The sequence below is a fragment of the Haemophilus haemolyticus M19501 genome (assembly GCF_000222025.1).
GTDB lineage: Bacteria > Pseudomonadota > Gammaproteobacteria > Enterobacterales > Pasteurellaceae > Haemophilus > Haemophilus haemolyticus_G.
In genome coordinates this window covers 154,741-175,898 of record NZ_AFQO01000003.1, presented here as the reverse complement: position 1 = coordinate 175,898, position 21,158 = coordinate 154,741, and the positions used below count along the sequence as shown (strand labels likewise).

The following is a 21,158-nucleotide window of genomic DNA, read 5'->3' as shown; positions in this document are numbered from 1 at the left end:
TTATTTTATTGCTGTAAAGAAACGCTCAAAACGGAAACCTGTTGGCCATTCATTCGCTTCTTTTTCTAAGCTCATCCAAATATAAGTGGCTTTCCCCACAATATTTTTTTCAGGCACAAAGCCCCAGAAACGGCTATCATCGCTGTGATCGCGATGATCCCCCATCACAAAATACTGCCCCTCTGGCACAAGCCATTCTGCAGTTTGCATCCCCTCTTGTGGGAAAAATTCAGAGCCTGAATAACGACGATATTCACTAATTAACACGTTATGTGTTACATCGCCTTTTTCAGTCAATTCTAATTCATTCGGAAAAGCAGGATTTGTTGGATTTTGTGAATATTCAAACGCTTTGGTTTCACAATCAATTTCACAAGGTTTCCCCTCTTTACCATATACAATTTTTAATGTTTTTTGTTCCACATCAAAAATGACACGATCTCCGCCCTTTCCAACAATACGCTTAATATAATCAACGCCAGACATATTATCTTTTGAGCTTAACGCTAAATTTTCTGCAAAGGCTGCTCGCGTCGCGCCAAGACCAGTACGAATTAAAGCTTGTTGTGGTGCTTTAAACACAATTACATCACCTCGTTGTGGTTTTTCGCCTGCAATAATGGTGTTTTGGAAAATCGGATCTTTCACACCATAAGCATATTTATTCACAATTAAAAAATCGCCAACACGTAAGGTGGATTCCATTGAGCCAGAGGGAATTTGAAACGGTTCAAACAAAAAAGAACGAACCAAAAATACCACTGCAAGCACAGGAAAAAGTGAAGATAAAAATTCTGAAGCCTCAGAAATCGGTTCAATTTTGGTTTTTTCTTCCTCACTTAAGGTTTTACCAGAACGTTGTTCTGCACGTGCCACTTGACGATGACGTTTTGGCAGCACCACAAAACGATGATAACACCATAATACGCCTGAAAGTGCGGTCAAAATTAGTAACAAAATACTAAAAGTATTTGGCAACTGAAAATAATCTAAAACTTTCCACACACCAAAACCAACCGCCAGTAAAATCACAAAAAATAAATTTGACATACTTTTCCTTATTTATCTTTTCCTACGTGTAAAATTGCTAAAAACGCTTCCTGCGGTACTTCTACATTACCTAAAGACTTCATACGTTTTTTACCCTCTTTCTGTTTCTGTAAGAGTTTTTTCTTACGGCTCACGTCGCCACCATAACATTTTGCTAATACGTTTTTACGTAATTGTTTTACGGTTGAACGCGCAATAATGTGGTTTCCAATCGCTGCTTGAATAGCAATATCAAATTGCTGACGAGGAATTAACTCACGCATTTTTTCAACCAATTCACGACCACGATATTGTGCATTATCTTTATGAACGATTAAAGCCAACGCATCTACTCGTTCGCTGTTAATCATAATATCCACGCGAACCATATCTGCAGCTTGGAAACGTTTAAAACCGTAATCTAAAGAAGCATAACCACGCGATGTTGATTTTAAACGGTCAAAGAAGTCTAGAACCACTTCTCCCATTGGAATTTCATAAGTCAGTGCGATCTGATTACCGTGATATACCATATTGGTTTGCACACCACGTTTTTCAACGCAAAGGGTAATAACGTTACCTAAATATTCTTGCGGCACTAACATATTACATTCTGCGATTGGCTCGCGAATTTCAGCAATATTATTAAGTGGAGGCAATTTTGCAGGACTATCCACATAAACAACCTCCCCATTCGTTAATTGCACTTCGTAAATTACCGTTGGAGCAGTCGTGATAAGATCTAAATCATACTCACGCTCTAGACGCTCTTGAATGATTTCCATATGTAGAAGCCCAAGGAAACCACAACGGAAACCAAAACCAAGTGCGGTCGAAGTTTCTGGTTCATAGAAAAGTGATGCATCGTTTAAACTTAATTTACCAAGCGCATCACGAAACGCTTCATAATCATCAGAACTTACAGGAAAAAGCCCAGCATAAACCTGTGGTTTTACTTTTTTAAAGCCTGGTAATACTTCAGTTGCAGAATTATGTTGATGGGTTAAGGTATCGCCCACTGGCGCACCTAGAATATCTTTAATCGCACAAACAACCCAACCCACTTCGCCACATTCTAAAACAGTCGTATCTTCTTGTTTTGGCGTAAAAATCCCTAAACGATCTACGTTGTAAGTTTGCCCTGTGGACATCACTTTAATTTTATCGCCTTTACGTAATACCCCATTTTTAATACGCACTAAAGATACCACGCCCAAATAGTTATCGAACCAAGAATCAATAATCAATGCTTGTAATGGCGCATTAGGATTACCTTCTGGTGCAGGAATTTTTGCCACGATTTCTTCTAATACATCTTCGATACCTACACCCGTTTTAGCAGAGCATCGAACCGCTTCCATCGCATCAATTCCAACAATATCTTCAATTTCTTCCGCTACGCGTTCAGGATCTGCGGCAGGCAAGTCGATTTTATTCAAAATCGGCACTACTTCTAAATCCATTTCGATTGCGGTATAACAGTTTGCCAGAGTTTGGGCTTCGACTCCTTGTCCTGCATCCACAACTAACAATGCCCCTTCACAAGCAGCAAGAGAGCGAGACACTTCATAGGAAAAGTCCACGTGTCCTGGGGTATCGATAAAGTTTAATTGATAAGTTTCGCCATCTTTGGCTTTATAATTTAAAGTCACACTTTGTGCTTTGATGGTAATTCCACGCTCACGCTCAAGATCCATAGAATCTAGCACTTGCGCTTCCATTTCACGATCCGAAAGTCCACCACAAGTTTGAATCAAACGGTCAGAAAGCGTCGATTTACCGTGGTCAATATGGGCAATAATAGAAAAGTTGCGAATATTCTTCATAAAAGATAGTTTTTCTCAAAAATCATTAAATTTAACTGGCGGATTGTACCTGAAAAGTGCGGAAATCGCTAGGGATGAAAGGGAAAAGTCAGCTATCTATAAAATAAAAGGTTCAATTCCATATAACTCCCCGCCCAAAATGCTATAAAAAAGATCGATTGATTAAAAAATAATCTGAAATCGTTTTTTTTTTGCTCATTAAGTGTATTATGCGCAGGTTTTTAACATTTTAAAAACAGTCGTGATCACAAAATAACAAAAAAATGTGATCTTTAAATAATTACTTCCATTCTAAGGATTAAATAATGAAAAAATTAACGTTAGCAGCAGGCTTACTTTTTAGTTTAGGCGGAATCTCAAGTGCATTTGGCGCAGCAGATGGCACCATCACATTTAATGGTCGTGTCGTTGATCAAACTTGTACCGTTAAAAACGGTAACAACAGTGGTAATTTTGAAGTAAAACTACCAACAGTCAATAAAACACAATTAGCATCAGTTGGTGCAGTTGCAGGTTTAACGCGTTTTAACATTGAATTAACGGGTTGTAAACAAGCTGCAATAGGAGGCACAGATGGCGTTCGTGCCTATTTTCTGCCAAATAGCCAATATGTGGATCCTAACACACATAATTTAAAAAATATTGCACAGACTACTGTTGGTGGAACAACTCGAGCTGAACATGTACAAATTCAATTAACTCACGCCGATACCAGTAAAGTGATTGCAGTGGGTGAGAATGTTGATGTTCAAGGGCATGAAAACGATCCCTATAATCCTTGGTCTAATTTTAAAAATGATACTGGAGCAACAACAGCTACAGCTAATTTAACTTACTATGCACAATATGTTACTGTTGATGCTCCTGCTGAACCTGGTGTCGTTCAATCTAAAGTTGAATATAACATTATCTATAAATAAACGTTCTTTTCTCCGACTAACGCTTTCTGCGTTAGTCGATTTTTTCTGTTTCCTATTGAGTAATCCTATGCTAAAAAAAATCTTCCTCTTTTTAACCGCACTTCCTTTTTTTGCCCAAGCAAATGTCGTGATTACTGGCACACGCATTATTTATCCTGCTGAACAAAAAAATATTTCCATTCAATTAAGTAATGTAGGCGATTCTCCCGCATTGGTGCAATCGTGGTTAGATAAAGGCGATATTAATAGCAGTCCTAATTCAACTAAAGTGCCTTTTGTCATTGCACCGCCCATTGTTCGAGTAGAAGGCAATTCTGGGCAATCTTTACGCGTAAACTTTACTGGCACTGAAGCCTTACCCCAAGATCGAGAATCGATTTTTTACTTTAATTTATTAGATATTCCTCCTAAACCAAAAGCGGAATCATTAGCGATCAACCCTAATTATTTACAATTAGCCATCCGTTCACGCTTGAAATTTTTTTATCGTCCAACAGGATTAGCAATATCTATTAATGATGCTTATCAAAAAGTGAATTTTTCAACAGATGGTTCTTCTTTGCGAGTGGATAACCCAACGCCTTATTTTATTACCTACGATCAAATTAAAATCAATGGAAAATCAGTGAAAAATGTAGATATGGTTGCGCCTTATTCACAACAAACCTATCCATTTAAAGGTGCGCGCGCGAATGAAACAGTTCAGTGGACTGTCGTAAATGATTATGGTGGCGATCAAAAAGGTGAATCAATTTTACATTAATTCAATCGCTAAAAATTAAGTAAAATTTCACCGCACTTTTTTCTAATTAATCAAATAAGAACATTAATAATGCTACAAAAATATCAATTACATCCAATTTATTGCGGGCTCGCTTTATGTTTTAGCCTGTCATTTTATGTTCACGCAGATGATGAATTTGATGCAGGCTTTTTACGACAAAGTGAAAATGCACCCGTGGTGGATATTCGCCGTTTTAATGAAAAAAATGCGGTTTTAGCAGGTCATTATCCCGCAGAAATTTTTGTCAATAATATTAACAAAGGGCATTTACAACTGCGTTTTGATGATACTGAACAGGGTATTTCACTTTGTTTAACCCCTGAATTAGCGGAAATCTTAGATTTACAACCGAAAGCTTTTTTACAATCTGCGTCTAATTCAATATGCGTGCCTATAAATACAGCAATTTCACAAGTAAAAACAGAATTTGATACAGGACTTTTACGTCTTAACGTGGAAATTCCTCAGGCTCTTACCGTGCAACGTCCACGCGGTTATATTTCTCCAAGTCGTTGGCAAGATGGCGAACCTGCCGTCTTCTTAAATTACAATGCCAACCATTATCGCTATAACAATGGGAATAATACCTTAGCGCAATCTTATCTTGGTATTCGTGCTGGAGCCAATATAGGCAGTTGGGCATTACGACATTCTGGCTCTAAAAATTGGCAAAAGTCAGTAGATCAAAACCAAAATAGTCACTATGAAAGTACAGAAACTTATTTACAAAAAGATTTTGCCGCTATTAGAGGGCTTGTAACATTAGGCGATTTCTATACATCTGGCGAATTAATGGAGGGAATGTCTTTACGTGGATTAAAAGTGGCTTCAGATGATCGAATGCTCCCCTCCTCAATGCGTGGTTACGCGCCTATTGTTCAAGGTGTCGCGAATAGTAATGCCAATGTGACAATTCGTCAAAATGGTTCAATTATTTATCAAACTTCTGTTCCTGCAGGTGCTTTTACGATTACAGATCTTTATCCAAGTGGCTATAGTGGTGATTTAGTCGTTGAAATTACAGAATCAAATGGGCAAATACGCACATTCACAGTGCCATTTGCTAATATTGCACCGTTGATCAGAATGGGACAATTTCGTTATCAAACTGCTTACGGTCGTTATCGTTATGGTTCCGAAATATATCCAGATAATGTATTACAAAGTACATTGCAATATGGTTTATTAAATAATTTCACGATTAATAGCGGAATAACATTACATAAAAATTATCGTGCAGAATTGCTAGGCGCAAGCCTAAATACGCCAATTGGCGCATTTTCTGCAGATGCCACCTTTGCACAAAGCATATTTGATGAAACGAGAGAAAAGAAAAACGGTTATAGCCTGCACGCAAGTTATAGTGTAAATGTACTTTCGACTAAAACAAATGTAACTTTAGCGGCTTATCGCTATTATTCAAAAGATTTCTATACATTGAGAGATGTCATTTGGGCGAAAAATAATGACTATAATCTTGCCAATGAAGCCTTGAGAAATTCACTATTTTCTCGCCCTAAGAATCAATATCAACTTTCAATTAATCAAAATCTTGGCGAAAAATGGGGTGTACTTTATTTAATTGGTTCAACTTATAGTTACTGGGGAAAAAGCGGGGTACGTAATGAATACCAACTTTCTTACAGTAATAATTGGAAACGATTAAATTATCAAATTGGTTTTTCACAATCAGTTGATAAAGAAAGAAAAACACGCGATAACAGCCTGTATTTAAGCTTTTCTATTCCATTGGGCGAACAATATGTGTCTTCAACATTTACACATAATCGCCGTTATAACAATGCGCAAAGTAGCGTAAGCGGTTCAACAGGTCAATATAATCAATTTAATTACGCATTATCCGCCGCGAGCAATAATCAAAATAATCGTTCTATTTCTGCGAATGTAGGTTACCGAGCCGATGTCGGCGATTATCAATTCTCTGTAGGACAAGATAATCAACACAATCGTCAAGTCTCAATGACCGCCTCTGGTTCTGTTGTTGCACATTCTTATGGTGTGACGTTAGGGCAAACAGTAGGAGATAATTTTGCCATTATTCACGCTAAAGGCGCAAAAGGTGCGTTAGTTACGGCAACTGGTATGGGGCAAACTTTAGATTATTTCGGTAATGCTATTGTGCCTTACACCTCCCCTTATTCTATTAACTATATTGGTATTGATCCGACCCATTTACCAATAAATATAGAATTTGATTCAACAGAACAACAAATCGTGCCACGCGCCAATAGCATCAATCTAGTCAATTTTGATACGCAAAAAACGACGATGGTGCTATTTAATGTGGCAACGCCAAAAGGCGTTATTCTACCAATGGCAACAGAAGCTAAAGATGATAAAGGAAATCTCGTAGGCTATGTTGGGCAAGGTGGTGTTCTTTTTGCGAATAATTTAACGAAAACAAAAGGTACACTTGCTGTTTCTTGGGGATTAGGGAAAAACGAGCAATGTTATTTTGATTATCAAGTCAATTTAGATAATGAATCAGAAACAATGCAAATTTATGATGTGGAATGTAAATAAAAGTTGAGAATCATATGTGGAAAAAAATAATATTTCTAACAGGCTTATGTTGTTACACTTTACCCTCGCTATCAATTGAACGTCGTCCTAATGGCGATGGTTATCACTACAGAGGCTCTAGTATGGAGTATGATATCGTTGCGCCCTTTGAATTAGGCGCAAAAATGGCAGATGGCACCATTCCTTTATATTCACGCCATTACTCCGCTGACGACTTACCGCGAAAGTTTGATAATTTTGGTAACGCATTTTTTGCAAACGATAGCGAAAAATATAAGTTTGTTCGTGGTCATAACAATGGAGATAATTTTTGCACAGAACTTTATGCAATATCTACTTTACCTGTTATTGGCACCATAGATAATCAATCTATTTATGATATAGGGAATGAATATATTGGGATTTTAGTCTATGCTGGCGATACCAATAGCCCTGTGGCTGTTAATGGTAATTCTTGGCAAAAAGTGTTTAATGGATGGTGCACAACATCAAGTCAAGGGGCCTCAGCTAAAGTAATTCCTGTTCTTCTAAAACAACCTCCCGCAGGGGAATATACCATTCCTCGTATAAAAATTGGCGAAATTGAACCTCGTCGCCGTTCCGATAGCAAATATGGCGAATATACAGGAAATAAAATTACAGAAATTTATCTTAACACATTCAGATTTAAGGTTATTCCCCATACTTGTGTTTTAACCACGCCAAAAGACATTACGCTCAAATTGCCAACTATTTCTCAACGTAGTATCGCAACTCAAGGAGATGAAGTTTATGGCGGTAAATTCGAAATTGGTTTACGTTGTGATAATTCATCGCGAAGTGGTTTATGGGGTGGGATTCGTGTTTATAGCACATTAACCGATAAGTCAAATGTAAATAATCGGAGTGATATTTTAAGTTTAACAGCGGATTCAAGCGCAAAAGGTATCGGAATTAAACTCTATAATAATTGGAATACGCCCGCTTTAAAATATGGGCCTGAAAATTCCGCAAAAGGCACAGAAAATCAATGGGAGTTTTCTTCTGGCGTTCAAAATAATCCTTCCGTCTTATTCCGAGCTTATTATGTCAATACAGATGGAAATGTGAAGCCCGGAACAGTAAAAGCAATTGCCACTTATACATTTTCCTATCAATAAAGTGCGGTCAAAATTTTTAACCTTTTAGATAAAACAAAACCCCGAATGACTTCGGGGTTTCTTTTTTCATTCAAACTGAAATTATAGGCTTTCAGTGAAAGTACGAGTGATAACGTCGCGTTGTTGTTCTGGAGTTAAAGAGTTGAAACGTACTGCGTAACCAGAAACACGGATAGTTAATTGTGGATATTTATCTGGGTTATTTACCGCATCTTCTAAAGTTTCACGACGTAATACGTTTACGTTTAAGTGTTGGCCACCTTCAACTTTAACAGTTGGTGCGACGTTTACTGGTAATTCACGGTATTCGATTTGACCTAATTCGCTCACTGCAACAACTTGGTCTTCAGCAAATTCGCCTTTTGCACATAAGCAACGCGCTTCATTTTTTTCGCTGTCTAATAACCAGAATGAATTAAGCAAATTGTCATTTGCCGCTTGAGTAATTTGAATACCTTTAATCATAATAGCCTCCTAATTGGCATTGGAATAATCATAAAAACTGTACAAATTTTATCAAATAATTTGAAAATTTCAAATTATTTTGGATTTTTTTGATAAAGAACAGATTATCTTTTTAGGATAATTTTACAAACTTGATCTAAATTAAACTTTACTCATTTATATAGCTATTTACCTAAAATAATTTAACATTAATTTAACCTTTTAAACTTTTTATTGCCTTAAGCTTTTTGTTTATAATAAGAGCAAATTTATTAATAGGATCAAAATAATGAAAACTTGGACTGATGTTATCGGAAAAGAAAAAGAACAACCTTACTTTCAACACGCACTACAACAGGTTCATCTTGCAAGAGCAAGCGGGAAAACGATTTATCCCCCACAAGAAGATGTATTTAACGCATTTAAATATACCGCTTTTGAAGATGTAAAAGTGGTGATTTTAGGTCAGGATCCCTACCATGGACCAAACCAAGCTCATGGATTGGCTTTTTCAGTAAAACCTGAAGTCGCCATTCCCCCTTCCCTATTAAATATGTATAAAGAACTCACACAAGATATTTCAGGATTCCAAATGCCATCTCATGGTTATTTAGTCAAATGGGCTGAACAAGGGGTATTACTGCTCAACACAGTGCTTACCGTAGAACGTGGTATGGCACATTCACATGCTAATTTCGGCTGGGAAACGTTTACTGATCGTGTTATTGCAGCACTTAATGAACATCGTGAAAAACTGGTTTTTTTACTTTGGGGCAGTCACGCACAAAAAAAAGGGCAAATTATTGACCGCACTCGTCATCTTGTTTTAACGGCTCCACACCCATCCCCACTTTCAGCCCATCGAGGTTTCTTTGGCTGTCATCATTTTTCCAAAACAAATTCATATTTGGAAAGCCACGGAATAAAACCGATAGATTGGCAAATCTAAACCATATCCCCTAAAAAAATAACCACACTTTAATTTCTCAAAGTGCGGTTAAATATTTCAAAATTTCAATTAGCCGTGGTAACGCCCTACACCTAATTCATCTTCTTTACGTGTGCGATTCATCACTTCTTGTGGAGATTGCGCAATACGTAATCCCATTTCATCTTCAGTACGCACTACTTCACCACGTAGAGAATTGGTATAAACATCAGTGATTTTCACATCCACAAATTTACCGATCATTTCTGGAGAACCCTGGAAATTGACAATACGATTCGTTTCAGTACGTCCCGTCAATTCCATAATGTCTTTCTTCGATGGCCCTTCAACTAATACTCGTTGTTCGGTGCCAAGCATACGACGGCTAAACTGTGCAGCTTGTTGATTAATACGCTCTTGTAACACATAAAGACGTTGTTTCTTTTCATCTTCTGTTACATCATCTGGCATATCTGCAGCAGGCGTACCTGGTCGGGCTGAGTACACAAAACTGAAACTCATATCAAAGTTCACTTGTGCAATCAAATTCATAGTTTGCTCAAAATCTTCTGCAGTTTCACCCGGGAAACCAACAATAAAGTCTGAGCTGATTTGAATATCTGGGCGCACAGCACGAAGTTTACGAATAATAGATTTATATTCTAATGCTGTATGACCACGTTTCATCATCGTTAATACACGGTCAGAACCTGCTTGGACTGGAAGATGTAAGAAACTCACCAATTCAGGCGTATCACGATATACATCAATAATATCATCTGTAAATTCTATTGGATGGCTGGTTGTAAAACGTAAACGGTCAATACCATCAATTGATGCGACAAGACGAAGCAACTCAGCAAAGCTACAAATTTGACCATCATGTGTCGGTCCACGATAAGCATTCACGTTTTGACCAAGTAGATTGACCTCACGCACACCTTGATCCGCAAGCTGCGCAATTTCAAATAAGACATCATCCACAGGACGGCTGACTTCTTCACCGCGTGTATAAGGTACAACACAGAAAGTACAGTATTTATTGCAGCCTTCCATAATCGAAACAAATGCTGTTGGACCTTCTGCACGAGGTTCAGGTAAGCGGTCAAATTTCTCAATTTCAGGGAAACTTACATCTACAACAGAACTCTTACCACCACGAATTTGGTTAATCATTTCAGGCAGGCGGTGCAAAGTTTGTGGACCAAAAATAATATCTACATAAGGCGCACGATGGCGAATATGTTCCCCTTCTTGAGAAGCTACACAGCCGCCCACACCAATCACTAAATTTGGATTATTTTTCTTTAATTCTTTCCAACGACCAAGCTGGTGGAACACTTTTTCTTGTGCTTTTTCACGAATAGAACAGGTATTCAATAATAATACGTCTGCTTCTTCAGGAATTTCAGTAAGTTCTAGTCCATGAGTACTTAATAAAAGATCTGCCATTTTAGATGAATCGTATTCATTCATCTGGCAGCCCCAAGTTTTAATATGTAATTTTTGAGTCATTTTCTACAATATCGTCAGGTGTTATAAATAATTAGTCGAATAAAGCGGTCGGCTATTTTACAGGCTTGCAATAATTCTGGCTAGTAAATATTCGGTGAAAAAAAACATCAAAAATAAACCGCACTTTCGTGACAAGCAAAAAGTGCGGTTTAATTCAGAGCAGTTTTAAATTATTTCACCAATCCGCCACTGGCTTGTAAATCAGCATGATAAGAAGAGCGAACAAATGGCCCACAAGCCGCATGTTCAAAGCCCATTGCATTGGCTTTTTCACGGAATTCATCAAATTCAGCTGGCGGAACATAACGCGCAACAGGCAAATGATGGCGGCTAGGTTGAAGATATTGCCCCAACGTAAGCATTGTCACACCGTTATCACGTAAATCTTGCATGACTTGTAAAATTTCCTCGTTAGTTTCGCCTAATCCCACCATTAAACCTGATTTAGTTGGGATATTCGGGAACATTTCTTTAAATTCACGCAATAATTTAAGTGACCATTCGTAATCTGCTCCAGGACGAATCTCTTTATATAGGCGCGGCACGTTTTCTAAATTATGGTTAAAGACATCTGGCGGATTATCTTTTAATTTTTCCAATGCCTGTGTAATGCGACCACGGAAATCAGGCACTAAAATTTCAATCTTAATGTCAGGATTAAGTTTACGCACAGCTTTTACACATTCTGCAAAATGACCCGCGCCACGATCTGGCAAATCATCACGATCCACCGATGTAATCACCACATATTTAAGTTTCATATCTTGAATCGTTTCTGCCAATTTTTGTGGCTCTTCAGGATCGGGCGGTAATGGTTTCCCATGCGCAACATCACAGAACGGACAACGGCGCGTGCAAATTGCGCCTAAAATCATAAAAGTTGCTGTTCCATGATTAAAACATTCGTGTAAATTTGGACAAGATGCTTCTTCACAAACGGAATGCAAACCATGGCGACGCATTCCATTTTTGATGCTTTCAATTTTAAGTGAATTTGCTGGAAGTTTAATTTTCATCCATTCCGGCTTTTTCAATAGCTCTTGGTTTGGATCAATATTTTTTACTGGAATAATCGACGTTTTTGCCGCATCGCGATATTTTACACCGCGCTCCATTTTGAAAGGCGTTGACATAAGCGTTCCTAAATAAAAATGCCCAAACAGGGCATTTTTGATCATTAAATATTACAAATTTGTTACATTATAGCCTAAAAGCTCGGCAAAGTGTCTAATTAATTTTGGTGAAACCTTATCGCAATTAGCTTCATCTTGATTAACAAAATCCGCTAATTGACACATTTCAAGACCAGCATAGCCGCATGGATTAATATAATGAAATGGATTAAGATCCATATTGATATTCAATGCTAACCCATGAAAAGAACACCCACGACGAATACGCAGTCCAAGAGAACAAATCTTTTTTCCATCCACATACACGCCTGGCGCATCAGGTTTTGGATAACTTTCAATACCATATTCAGCTAAAGTTTTTACCACCGTTTGTTCAAGTGCGGTAACTAATTGACGTACATTTAAATTCTCATGACGCTTAATATCAATGAGCACATACATCACTTGCTGACCGGGTGCATGATAGGTTATTTGCCCACCACGATCCGACTGCACCACAGGTATTTCACTACGTTGTAAAAGATGCTCTGGTTTACCTGCTTGCCCTTGGGTAAATACAGGAGGATGTTGCACCAACCAAATTTCGTCTCGCGTTTCCGCGGTGCGACTATCTGTAAAATTCTGCATTTTATGCCAAATTTCTTGATAATCTTGCAATCCTAACTGACGAACGATAAGGGAATTGTTCATACTAAATAACCATTTTTACGCCTTCAACTTTAGCAAGTTCTTTATAAAGTGTTTCTACTTGCTCAAAGTTTTCAGCAATAATGTCGATTGAAACCGAATTATAGGTACCTTTACTACTCCGTTTTTCCTTAGGAATATAATCGCCTTTAATATATTTTTGAACGACTTGAATTAGATCTTGCGCTAACCCCTCGCGATTAATCCCTGCGACTTTAAAGGTCATTTTTGCTGGAAATTCCATTAATTCTTTAAGTTTTGCGTAATCGTTTTCTGTTGTCATATTATTTCCCAATAATAAAAATGATGTGTTGATGGCACACCACCCACACATTACGAATGCCTCAGTTAAAAATGAAGAAAGTGCGGTAAATTTCTGACATATTTTATGCAAATAAGCCTTTTACAGTGAGCACGAGCCAATCCCAAGCTTTTCCGAAAATACCCGCTTCGCCCACCTCATCCATCACTTGTAAGTTTACCGCTGCAATATCTTTACCTTCTAATTGATAAATGACTTTACCTACGACTTGGCCTTTTGCTAAAGGCGCTTGTAAGTTTTTACTTTCTAACTCATAGCGCGCTTTAAGCTCATTTTGTTTACCTTTCGGAACAGTAATAAAGCTATCTTGTAACGAGCCTAATTTCACACTACCTTTATTACCGTAATAAACAGGTTGTTCTGAAATTTCTTTGCCAGCCTCTAAAGTTTTAAATGTTTCGAAATTAGCAAACCCCCATTGTAAAAGTTTCTTACTTTCTACTTCACGACCTTTGTAAGTTGGCACACCCATTACTACAGAAATTAAACGCATATTGTTTGGTGTAGTGGCTGAAGCGACTAAGTTATATCCTGCTTGACTAGTATGCCCAGTTTTCATTCCATCAACATTAATGGTTTTATCCCATAATAGTCCATTACGGTTAGGTTGTTTGATTTTGTTAAATGTAAAATCTTTTTCTGAGTAAATTTTATATTCTTCAGGTAAATCACGAATAATATGCGCACCAATAATTGCCATATCACGCGCGGAAGAATATTGATTTGGATCGTCTAAACCATGCGGCGTGGTGAAATTCGTGTTTTTCAAACCAAATTGTTGAACATATTTATTCATTGTTTCTACGAAATTCGGTACATTGCCAGAAATATGTTCAGCTAATGCCACAGTCGCATCATTACCAGAAACAACAATCACACCACGATTCAAATCTGCTACAGATACTTGTGTATTTAAATCTAAAAACATTTTTGATGAATCTGGGAAATTACGCCCCCATGCACTCTCATCAATGGTTACCATATCGGTATTGTGAATTTTGCCCTGTTTTAAAGCGCTCCCTACCACATAACTCGTCATCATTTTAGTTAAGGATGCAGGATATTGACGCTCATCAGGATTAAGCGCGGCTAAAATTGCGCCAGAATTGTAATCCATCAATACATAAGTTTGAGCAGTAATTTGTGGTGGAGTTACGCCAAACTGGATATCCTCGGCAGCTACCGAAAAAGCACTAAGTGCTACAAAACTTGATAAAAATGCGATTTTTGTTGTTCTTTTCAACATAGTGTGTTCCTACAATTAATTTTTATATGTGTAAACAATTAGTGGCTTGTTTACTGCCATTTTTTGTAATTTAGCTCTCACTTGTGCCATTTGTGCTTTATTATCAAAGGGCCCTATGTGAATTTCATATTTATTTCCCGAGCGATTTACTTCAGTTTGAATATTCGCTAACGCAAGTTGCGTAATTAACTTATTTGCTTGGCTACGAGAGGTTAATTCAAGCATTTTCAAACGGTAAAATTCGGTTCCTTTTAGAGCATTTATTGACTTAGATGCGTTATCAAAAAGCGTATTAGATTTTAATACTAAACGATCGGCAGCTTCTTGAGTTTTTGCTTGTTTAGCCAGTGTTTTTGTGGCTGCACCTGATAAATTCCCATTTTTGGCAACGTGCAACGCCTCAATTCTAACATGTCCCATACCGCGAGAAATTAATCCAATTTCTTTCGCCGCTGCATGAGAAAGGTCAATTAAACGTTTATCACTAAAAGGTCCACGATCATTAATACGTACGATAACTTTACGATTGTTATGTAAATTAGTCACCAAAGCATAAGAATTTATTGGCAATGTTTTATGTGCTGCAGTAAATTGTGTTGAATTATAAACATCACCACTTGCAGTTCTACGCCCATTAAATTTGAGATGATAGTAACTAGCCATCCCTTCTTTAGTATAGGATTTAGCATCATCTTCAGTTTTTGTCGTATAAGTTTGCCCTTTCACAGAATAAGTACTAGGAGAAGGTACTTTGGTTATAATCGAAAGTTTATCCCCTTGGATACCATACATTTTGTGAGTGTCCGCATGGGCTGAAAAGCTAGTAATTATAGCAAACAAAGCAAGTGCGGTCAGATTTAATAATGTTTTTAATTTCATAAGCGTTGACTATTTTCATTTATTTACCCTTTTAAGAAAAGTAAAAATGAAATTAGTTCCCTTTCATAAATTTTACTTGATGTGTATGAACTGACATCACCAAGCCAAAAGCAGCCATAATAGCAACGTAAGACGTTCCACCATAGCTGAATAAAGGTAATGGTACTCCCACTACAGGCAAAATACCACTTACCATGCCTATGTTAACAAACACATAAACAAAGAAAATTAACGTCGTTGCACCAGCAAGAATTCGCCCAAAAGAGGTTTGAGCGTTCACGGCAATAATCAAACCACGTACAATAATAAACATGTAAATGGAGATCAAAATAAGAAAACCAACCATTCCATGTTCTTCACTCATTACAGCAAAAATAAAATCTGTATGAGGTTCAGGTAAGAATTCAAGCTGAGATTGCGTACCCTGCATCCAGCCTTTTCCCCAAAGTCCACCAGAACCAATCGCAATCTTTGATTGTAAAATATGATAACCAGCACCGAGAGGATCTTTTTCTGGGTCCAATAATGTGAGAACGCGAGTGCGTTGATAATCGTGCATTAGATATAGCCACATGATCGGAATAAATCCAGCTAAACCAATCACTGCAGCTAAAATCAACCACCAACTCATTCCCGCTAAAAATACTACAAATAAACCTGATGCACTTACCAAAATTGATGTGCCTAAATCTGGTTGTATAGCCACAAGTAAAGTCGGAATCATAATCATTGCAATCGCAATAAATGTTTCACTTAATTTAGGTGGAAGTGGACGATTACCTAAATACACAGCGACCATTAATGGCACTGCAAGCTTTACAATTTCAGATGGCTGAAAACGAATAAATCCAAGATCAAGCCAACGCTGTGCACCTTTACTGGTTGTTCCAATTGCATCCACTAAAATCAACATGATAAAGCCTATCAGATAAAGATAAGGCGCAATGCGTTGATAGAATTTAGGTGGAAATTGTGCCATGACGAGCATAACAGTAAATCCAAGAAAAACCTGAATAATCCGGTTGTTAAACATGGTTTCACTCGCACCAGTGGCACTATAAAGCACAAGCATGCCATAGGCTGTTATTGCAACTAAGCCGATAAAAAGCCAAAAATCAATATGCAAACGTTGCCATGCGCGCAACCAGAAAGGAATTTTATCTTCCATTTATTTGCTCGCTCTCTTGTGGTAAATCTTCTTTTTGCTGAATGGTTGCATTATATTTTTCAACTTGTGGTAAACGCTGATTTAAATAGTAATCCATCACTTTACGCGCTAATGGTGCGGCATTACTTGAACCACCACCCGCATTCTCTAAAATAACTGTCACAACCAATCTAGGATCTTCATAAGGCGCATATGCGGTAAACCATGCGTGATCATGCAGTTCTTTTTTCAATCCCGCCGCATTGTATTTTTCATTTTCTTTTAAACTAAATACTTGAGCAGTACCAGATTTCCCTGCAACACGATAATTGGCATCTGCAAAGGCTTTTCGCCCACTTCCATTTGCAGCATTAACAACATTGTACATACCGCGTTTCGCTGCATCCCAGTAGCTTTGTTTAGCCTCTGTAATATCAGGATAAAGCAAAGGATCTTCATAAGGTTTTAATGTAGATACTTCAATTGCTTTCATCAAATGCGGTGTATTTACTTTGCCATTATTGACCAATATCGTTGTCGCTTTTGCTACTTGTAACGGGGTTGCCGTCCAATAACCTTGGCCAATTCCCACAGAAATAGTATCGCCTTGTACCCAAGGACGTTTATAACGTTTTTGTTTCCATTCGCGCGTTGGCATATTGGCTGCCGTTTCCTCTTGAATTTCAATCCCAGTTGGCATACCAAAGCCGAATCGTTTCATCCAATCAGAAAGACGATCAATTCCCATACTATGAGCGACTTGGTAAAAATAAGTATCGGATGATTCTGTAATTGCTTTATTTAAATCTGTATAACCATGACCGCTCTTTTTCCAATCTCGGAATCGCTTAGTCGTATTTGGCAATACCCAATAGCCTGGGTCAAAAATCGTCGTATTTTGGCTAATCACATTCTCAGTTTGTGCAGCCACTGCAATAAAAGGTTTCACCGTAGAAGCAGGAGGATACACACCTTGGGTCGCACGACTATAAAGCGGACGAGCAGGATCATTTAATAGACGCTTATAATCTTCTGACGAAATACCATCAACAAACAAATTATTGTCATAACTTGGCGTGGACACCATAGCCAGCACACCACTATCTTTCGGATCCAATACAACAATTGCACCTTTTTGCCCAGCCAAAAGATCTGTGATGTAACGCTGCAACTCTAAATCGATAGTAAGATAAATACTTTTTCCTGCTACAGAAGGTTGTTCACGTAACTTACGAATAACTTTACCACGGTTGTTGATTTCTACTTCTTCAAAACCTGTGGTGCCATGTAACTCATCTTCGTAATAGCGTTCAATCCCCAATTTGCCCATATCATTGCTACCAGAATAATTGGCAAATTTTTCATCTTTTTTCAAACGTTCAAGGTCTTTATCGTTGATTTTGCCCACATAACCTAAAATGTGAGTCATAATTTCACCATATAAATAATAACGTTTGAAATAAGGACGTACATCTAAACTCGGATATTGATAGCCACTCACTGCAAAACGTGCGATTTGTTCTTCTGTTAAATTCGGCTTTAATAAAATCGGTGCATAACGCGTTCCGCGGCGACGTTCCTTTTTAAAATTTTCAATATCGTTATCCGTCAATCCCACAATGTAGCGTAATTCATCTAACGTGCGGTCTAAATTTTCGGTTTTTTCTGGCACAATGTATAAACCAAAAAAAGTAAGATTTTCGGCTAATAATTTACCGTAACGATCATAGATTAAGCCTCGCGTTGGAGGTAAAGGTAATAATTTAATTCGGTTACCATTAGAACGAGTTTGGTAAGTATCGAAATTAACAATCTGTAGCTGATAAATATTGGTGAATAACACGCCTGTTAGTAGCAAAATCCCCAAAAAAGCCACTAAAGTTCGACGTGCAAAAAGGTTACGCTCCGCTTTTTTATCGCGAAACGGTTCATGAGTTGGTGTATTGAAGAATCTTTTTAAATTCATCTGAGTAAAAATGAGGATTTACTATTCTCGGTGATAAGGATGATTAGTCGTGAGGGACCACGCTCGATATAAACTTTCAGCCACCACAACACGAACAAGCGGATGAGGTAATGTCAAGGGAGAAAGCGACCAACTTTGCTCTGCGGCTGCTTTACATTCAGGTGAAAGGCCCTCAGGACCACCGATCAACAAACATACATCACGGCCATCGTTTTTCCACGCTTCTAGTTGCTCAGCTAACTGCGGTGTGGTCCAAGGTTTACCTGGAATATCTAACGTCATAACTTTGCCTTTTCCACAAGCAGCTAACATTGCTTTGCCTTCTTGCTCTAAAATACGTTTAATATCAGCATTTTTTCCACGCTTTCCTGCCGGGATTTCAATCAGTTCAAAAGGCATATCTTTTGGGAAACGGCGTTGATATTCCTCAAAACCCGTTGTAACCCAAGAAGGCATTTTTGTTCCGACAGCAATTAACGTGATTTTCACAAGTCATCCTTATCTAAAAAGTGCGGTTATTTTTCACCGCACTTTACTAAAATTTACGCCCAAAGTTTCTCTAATTGATACATTTCACGCGCGTCACGTTGCATGATATGTACGATCGCTTGACCAAGATCCACCACTATCCAATCTGCAGTATTTTTACCTTCTTCACCAAAAGTTTCAAAACCTGCTTTTTTACATTCTGTAATTAAATTATCTGCCATTGCAGAAACTTGGCGGCTCGATGTACACGTGCAAATAATCATATTATCCGTAATCGATGATTTTCCACGTACATCAAAATGAACAATATCTGTTCCCTTTAACCCATCTAAGGTTTCCATCAAAAATTCAACTAGTGCCATTTTGTTCTCGCTTCGCAATAAAAGTGCGAAATTCTATCATTGAATACCTTCTCGCGCAAAATCCACGCAAAAAATAAGCGCGAAATTAACCGCGCTTTTGTTTGTATAAATTGAACTTATTTTGGCTATGCCGCCCACAATAACACTGCCAATAACTGCGGTGACATTATCCGCAAGAACATCACCAATGGATACACAGTTGCGTAAGAAAGTGCAGCTGCACCGTTATCTTCTTTAATTTCATTAGCAAATGCTAAAGCAGGAGGATCTGTCATTGAACCGGCAAGTAAACCACAGATTGTAAGGTAATTCAGTTTGCCATATAGACGAGCCAAAACACCGGTAATCATTAATGGAATAAAGGTGATAAAAATACCATATCCCATCCATTCAAGACCTGAGCCATTCAACAAGGTATCAAAGAAACTTCCACCTGATTTTAAACCGACCACAGCCAAGAAAAGAACAATCCCTATTTCACGCAATGCCAAGTTAGCACTAGGTGGCATAAACCAGTAAAGTTTACCAATCGTGCCAATTCTCGCTAAGATCAACGCAACCACCAATGGCCCACCGGCAAGCCCTAATTTTAATGCGACAGGGAACCCTGGAATATAAAATGGAATCGAGCCGACAAGCACACCTAAACCAATGCCGATAAACACTGGTAACATTTGCACTTGAAGCAATTTTTGTTGTGCATTGCCAATGACTGAAATGGCTTGATTTAGTACATCACTGCGTCCGACCATATGTAGCACATCGCCAAATTGCAATGTGGTATTTCCCGTTGGAACTAGCTCAATACCTGCACGATTTAAACGTGAAATCACAACCCCATATTTTTGATGAATCCCCAACGTGCGGATCTTTTTACCTAAGACTTTTTCGTTCGTCACTACCACTCTCTCGGAACGAATTTCGCCACTATAGGCAACGGTTGGTGCATCAACTTCGTGCCCGATAATCAAACGCATTTTGGCAAGCGAATTATCATCCCCAACTAGTTGTAAAATATCGTTGGTACGAATCTCAGTACTTGCCTTTGGAACGATTTCCATATCATCGCGTTTTAAACGTGAACATACGACTTCTTCATCACTAAATCCTGGAATTTGAATTAACATCAGACCATCTAAATTTTGGTTCGTCACTTTTAAAGAAACATTATGTAAACTTTCTTTTTCTTGACCGCTCTCCACATTAAAACGTGCCGCTTCATCGTCCACTTTAACTTTAAAAAATAAGCGGATTAACCACATTGCAAGCAAAATACCGCAAATACCGAATGGATAAGCCATTGCATAAGACATCCCCATAGTTACAGTGGTTTGAGGTACCCCTAATTCTGCCAGAATTTGCTGCCCAGCCCCCAATGCAGGTGTATTAGTAACAGCACCAGAATAAATACCTAAAGCAATATCCAGAGGAACATCCGCAATTTTATGTACAAGAACCACGGCAATTGAACCCAGCACAATAATCAAAATGGCAAAGGCATTTAGCTTTAAACCTGATTTTCGCAAAGAAGAAAAAAAGCCAGGTCCCACCTGAATACCAATAGTATAAACAAATAAAATCAAACCAAATTCTTGCACAAAATGCAGTGTATGCGCATCCAGTTGCAAACCATATTGATTAGTGAAATGCGCCACAATAATGCCGCCAAACAGCACGCCACCAATGCCCAATCCAACGCCGCGGATCTTCCAATGCCCGATCCATAAACCTATTACGGCAACAAGGGCAAGAAGACTAATCGTGATTGCAATATCACTCATATTGACCCCTTAAAAAT

At 38.1% G+C, this 21,158-nt stretch carries 19 protein-coding genes; 5 read left to right on the top strand and 14 right to left on the bottom strand.

Features of this window, described 5'->3' with window-relative positions; translation table 11 throughout:
* Together lepB and lepA are read right to left on the bottom strand one after the other, a co-directional pair.
* A complete protein-coding gene (gene lepB / locus GG9_RS07160) occupies window positions 1–1,050 on the bottom strand; it encodes a signal peptidase I (RefSeq protein WP_005630309.1) in 1,050 nt (349 codons plus the stop codon).
* A gap of 8 nt (window positions 1,051–1,058) precedes the next feature.
* Complete coding sequence (gene lepA / locus GG9_RS07165; protein ID WP_005630308.1) at window positions 1,059–2,855, bottom strand: translation elongation factor 4; 1,797 nt, start codon at window positions 2,853–2,855, stop codon at window positions 1,059–1,061.
* Window positions 2,856–3,160: 305 nt separating this feature from the next.
* On the opposite strand from lepA, the gene GG9_RS07170 reads away from it, so the two are divergent.
* From GG9_RS07170 to GG9_RS07185, 4 genes are all read left to right on the top strand, one after another.
* Window positions 3,161–3,775, top strand: a complete 615-nt coding sequence (locus GG9_RS07170) for a fimbrial protein (protein ID WP_005630306.1) — start codon at window positions 3,161–3,163, stop codon at window positions 3,773–3,775.
* A 67-nt stretch (window positions 3,776–3,842) separates the two neighbouring features.
* A complete protein-coding gene (locus GG9_RS07175) occupies window positions 3,843–4,538 on the top strand; it encodes a fimbrial biogenesis chaperone (RefSeq protein ID WP_005630304.1) in 696 nt (231 codons plus the stop codon).
* A gap of 69 nt (window positions 4,539–4,607) precedes the next feature.
* A complete protein-coding gene (locus GG9_RS07180; protein ID WP_005630301.1) occupies window positions 4,608–7,103 on the top strand; it encodes a fimbria/pilus outer membrane usher protein in 2,496 nt (831 codons plus the stop codon).
* Window positions 7,104–7,225: 122 nt separating this feature from the next.
* Entirely contained in the window at window positions 7,226–8,242 is a 1,017-nt protein-coding gene (locus GG9_RS07185) for a fimbrial protein (RefSeq protein ID WP_237702618.1), read from the top strand.
* A gap of 81 nt (window positions 8,243–8,323) precedes the next feature.
* On the opposite strand, the gene grcA is transcribed toward GG9_RS07185, so the two are convergent.
* Entirely contained in the window at window positions 8,324–8,707 is a 384-nt protein-coding gene (grcA, locus tag GG9_RS07190; protein WP_005628746.1) for an autonomous glycyl radical cofactor GrcA, read from the bottom strand.
* Window positions 8,708–8,975: 268 nt separating this feature from the next.
* Between grcA and ung the strand changes: the two genes are divergently transcribed.
* Window positions 8,976–9,635 carry a uracil-DNA glycosylase gene (gene ung, locus GG9_RS07195; protein WP_005630296.1) on the top strand — a complete coding sequence of 220 codons (660 nt, stop codon included), beginning with the start codon at window positions 8,976–8,978 and terminating at the stop codon, window positions 9,633–9,635.
* A 69-nt stretch (window positions 9,636–9,704) separates the two neighbouring features.
* On the opposite strand, the gene miaB is transcribed toward ung, so the two are convergent.
* From miaB to GG9_RS07250, 11 genes are all read right to left on the bottom strand, one after another.
* Entirely contained in the window at window positions 9,705–11,129 is a 1,425-nt protein-coding gene (miaB, locus tag GG9_RS07200; protein ID WP_005630294.1) for a tRNA (N6-isopentenyl adenosine(37)-C2)-methylthiotransferase MiaB, read from the bottom strand.
* A 170-nt stretch (window positions 11,130–11,299) separates the two neighbouring features.
* Window positions 11,300–12,262 (bottom strand): lipoyl synthase, encoded by a 963-nt coding sequence (gene lipA, locus GG9_RS07205; RefSeq protein WP_032825029.1) that lies wholly within the window; start codon window positions 12,260–12,262, stop codon window positions 11,300–11,302.
* A gap of 51 nt (window positions 12,263–12,313) precedes the next feature.
* Complete coding sequence (gene lipB / locus GG9_RS07210; RefSeq protein WP_005630291.1) at window positions 12,314–12,952, bottom strand: lipoyl(octanoyl) transferase LipB; 639 nt, start codon at window positions 12,950–12,952, stop codon at window positions 12,314–12,316.
* A gap of 1 nt (window position 12,953) precedes the next feature.
* Window positions 12,954–13,232 (bottom strand): DUF493 family protein YbeD, encoded by a 279-nt coding sequence (gene ybeD, locus GG9_RS07215; protein ID WP_006995721.1) that lies wholly within the window; start codon window positions 13,230–13,232, stop codon window positions 12,954–12,956.
* Window positions 13,233–13,335: 103 nt separating this feature from the next.
* Window positions 13,336–14,517 carry a D-alanyl-D-alanine carboxypeptidase family protein gene (locus tag GG9_RS07220; protein ID WP_005630287.1) on the bottom strand — a complete coding sequence of 394 codons (1,182 nt, stop codon included), beginning with the start codon at window positions 14,515–14,517 and terminating at the stop codon, window positions 13,336–13,338.
* 15 nt (window positions 14,518–14,532) lie between these two features.
* Window positions 14,533–15,396, bottom strand: coding sequence for a septal ring lytic transglycosylase RlpA family protein (locus GG9_RS07225; RefSeq protein ID WP_005630286.1), 864 nt, complete (start codon window positions 15,394–15,396; stop codon window positions 14,533–14,535).
* A 52-nt stretch (window positions 15,397–15,448) separates the two neighbouring features.
* Entirely contained in the window at window positions 15,449–16,564 is a 1,116-nt protein-coding gene (rodA, locus tag GG9_RS07230) for a rod shape-determining protein RodA (protein WP_005630284.1), read from the bottom strand.
* Window positions 16,554–18,509, bottom strand: coding sequence for a penicillin-binding protein 2 (gene mrdA / locus GG9_RS07235; RefSeq protein WP_005630282.1), 1,956 nt, complete (start codon window positions 18,507–18,509; stop codon window positions 16,554–16,556). The genes rodA and mrdA overlap by 11 nt, the downstream gene beginning before the upstream one ends.
* A 21-nt stretch (window positions 18,510–18,530) precedes the next feature.
* Entirely contained in the window at window positions 18,531–18,998 is a 468-nt protein-coding gene (gene rlmH / locus GG9_RS07240) for a 23S rRNA (pseudouridine(1915)-N(3))-methyltransferase RlmH (RefSeq protein ID WP_005630280.1), read from the bottom strand.
* Between the two features lie 53 nt (window positions 18,999–19,051).
* Window positions 19,052–19,360 carry a ribosome silencing factor gene (gene rsfS, locus GG9_RS07245; protein WP_005630278.1) on the bottom strand — a complete coding sequence of 103 codons (309 nt, stop codon included), beginning with the start codon at window positions 19,358–19,360 and terminating at the stop codon, window positions 19,052–19,054.
* Window positions 19,361–19,485: 125 nt separating this feature from the next.
* The gene (locus GG9_RS07250; protein WP_005630276.1) at window positions 19,486–21,141 is read right to left on the bottom strand and encodes a putative transporter; all 1,656 of its coding nucleotides are present in this window, start codon (window positions 21,139–21,141) and stop codon (window positions 19,486–19,488) included.
* Window positions 21,142–21,158: the final 17 nt, after the last annotated feature.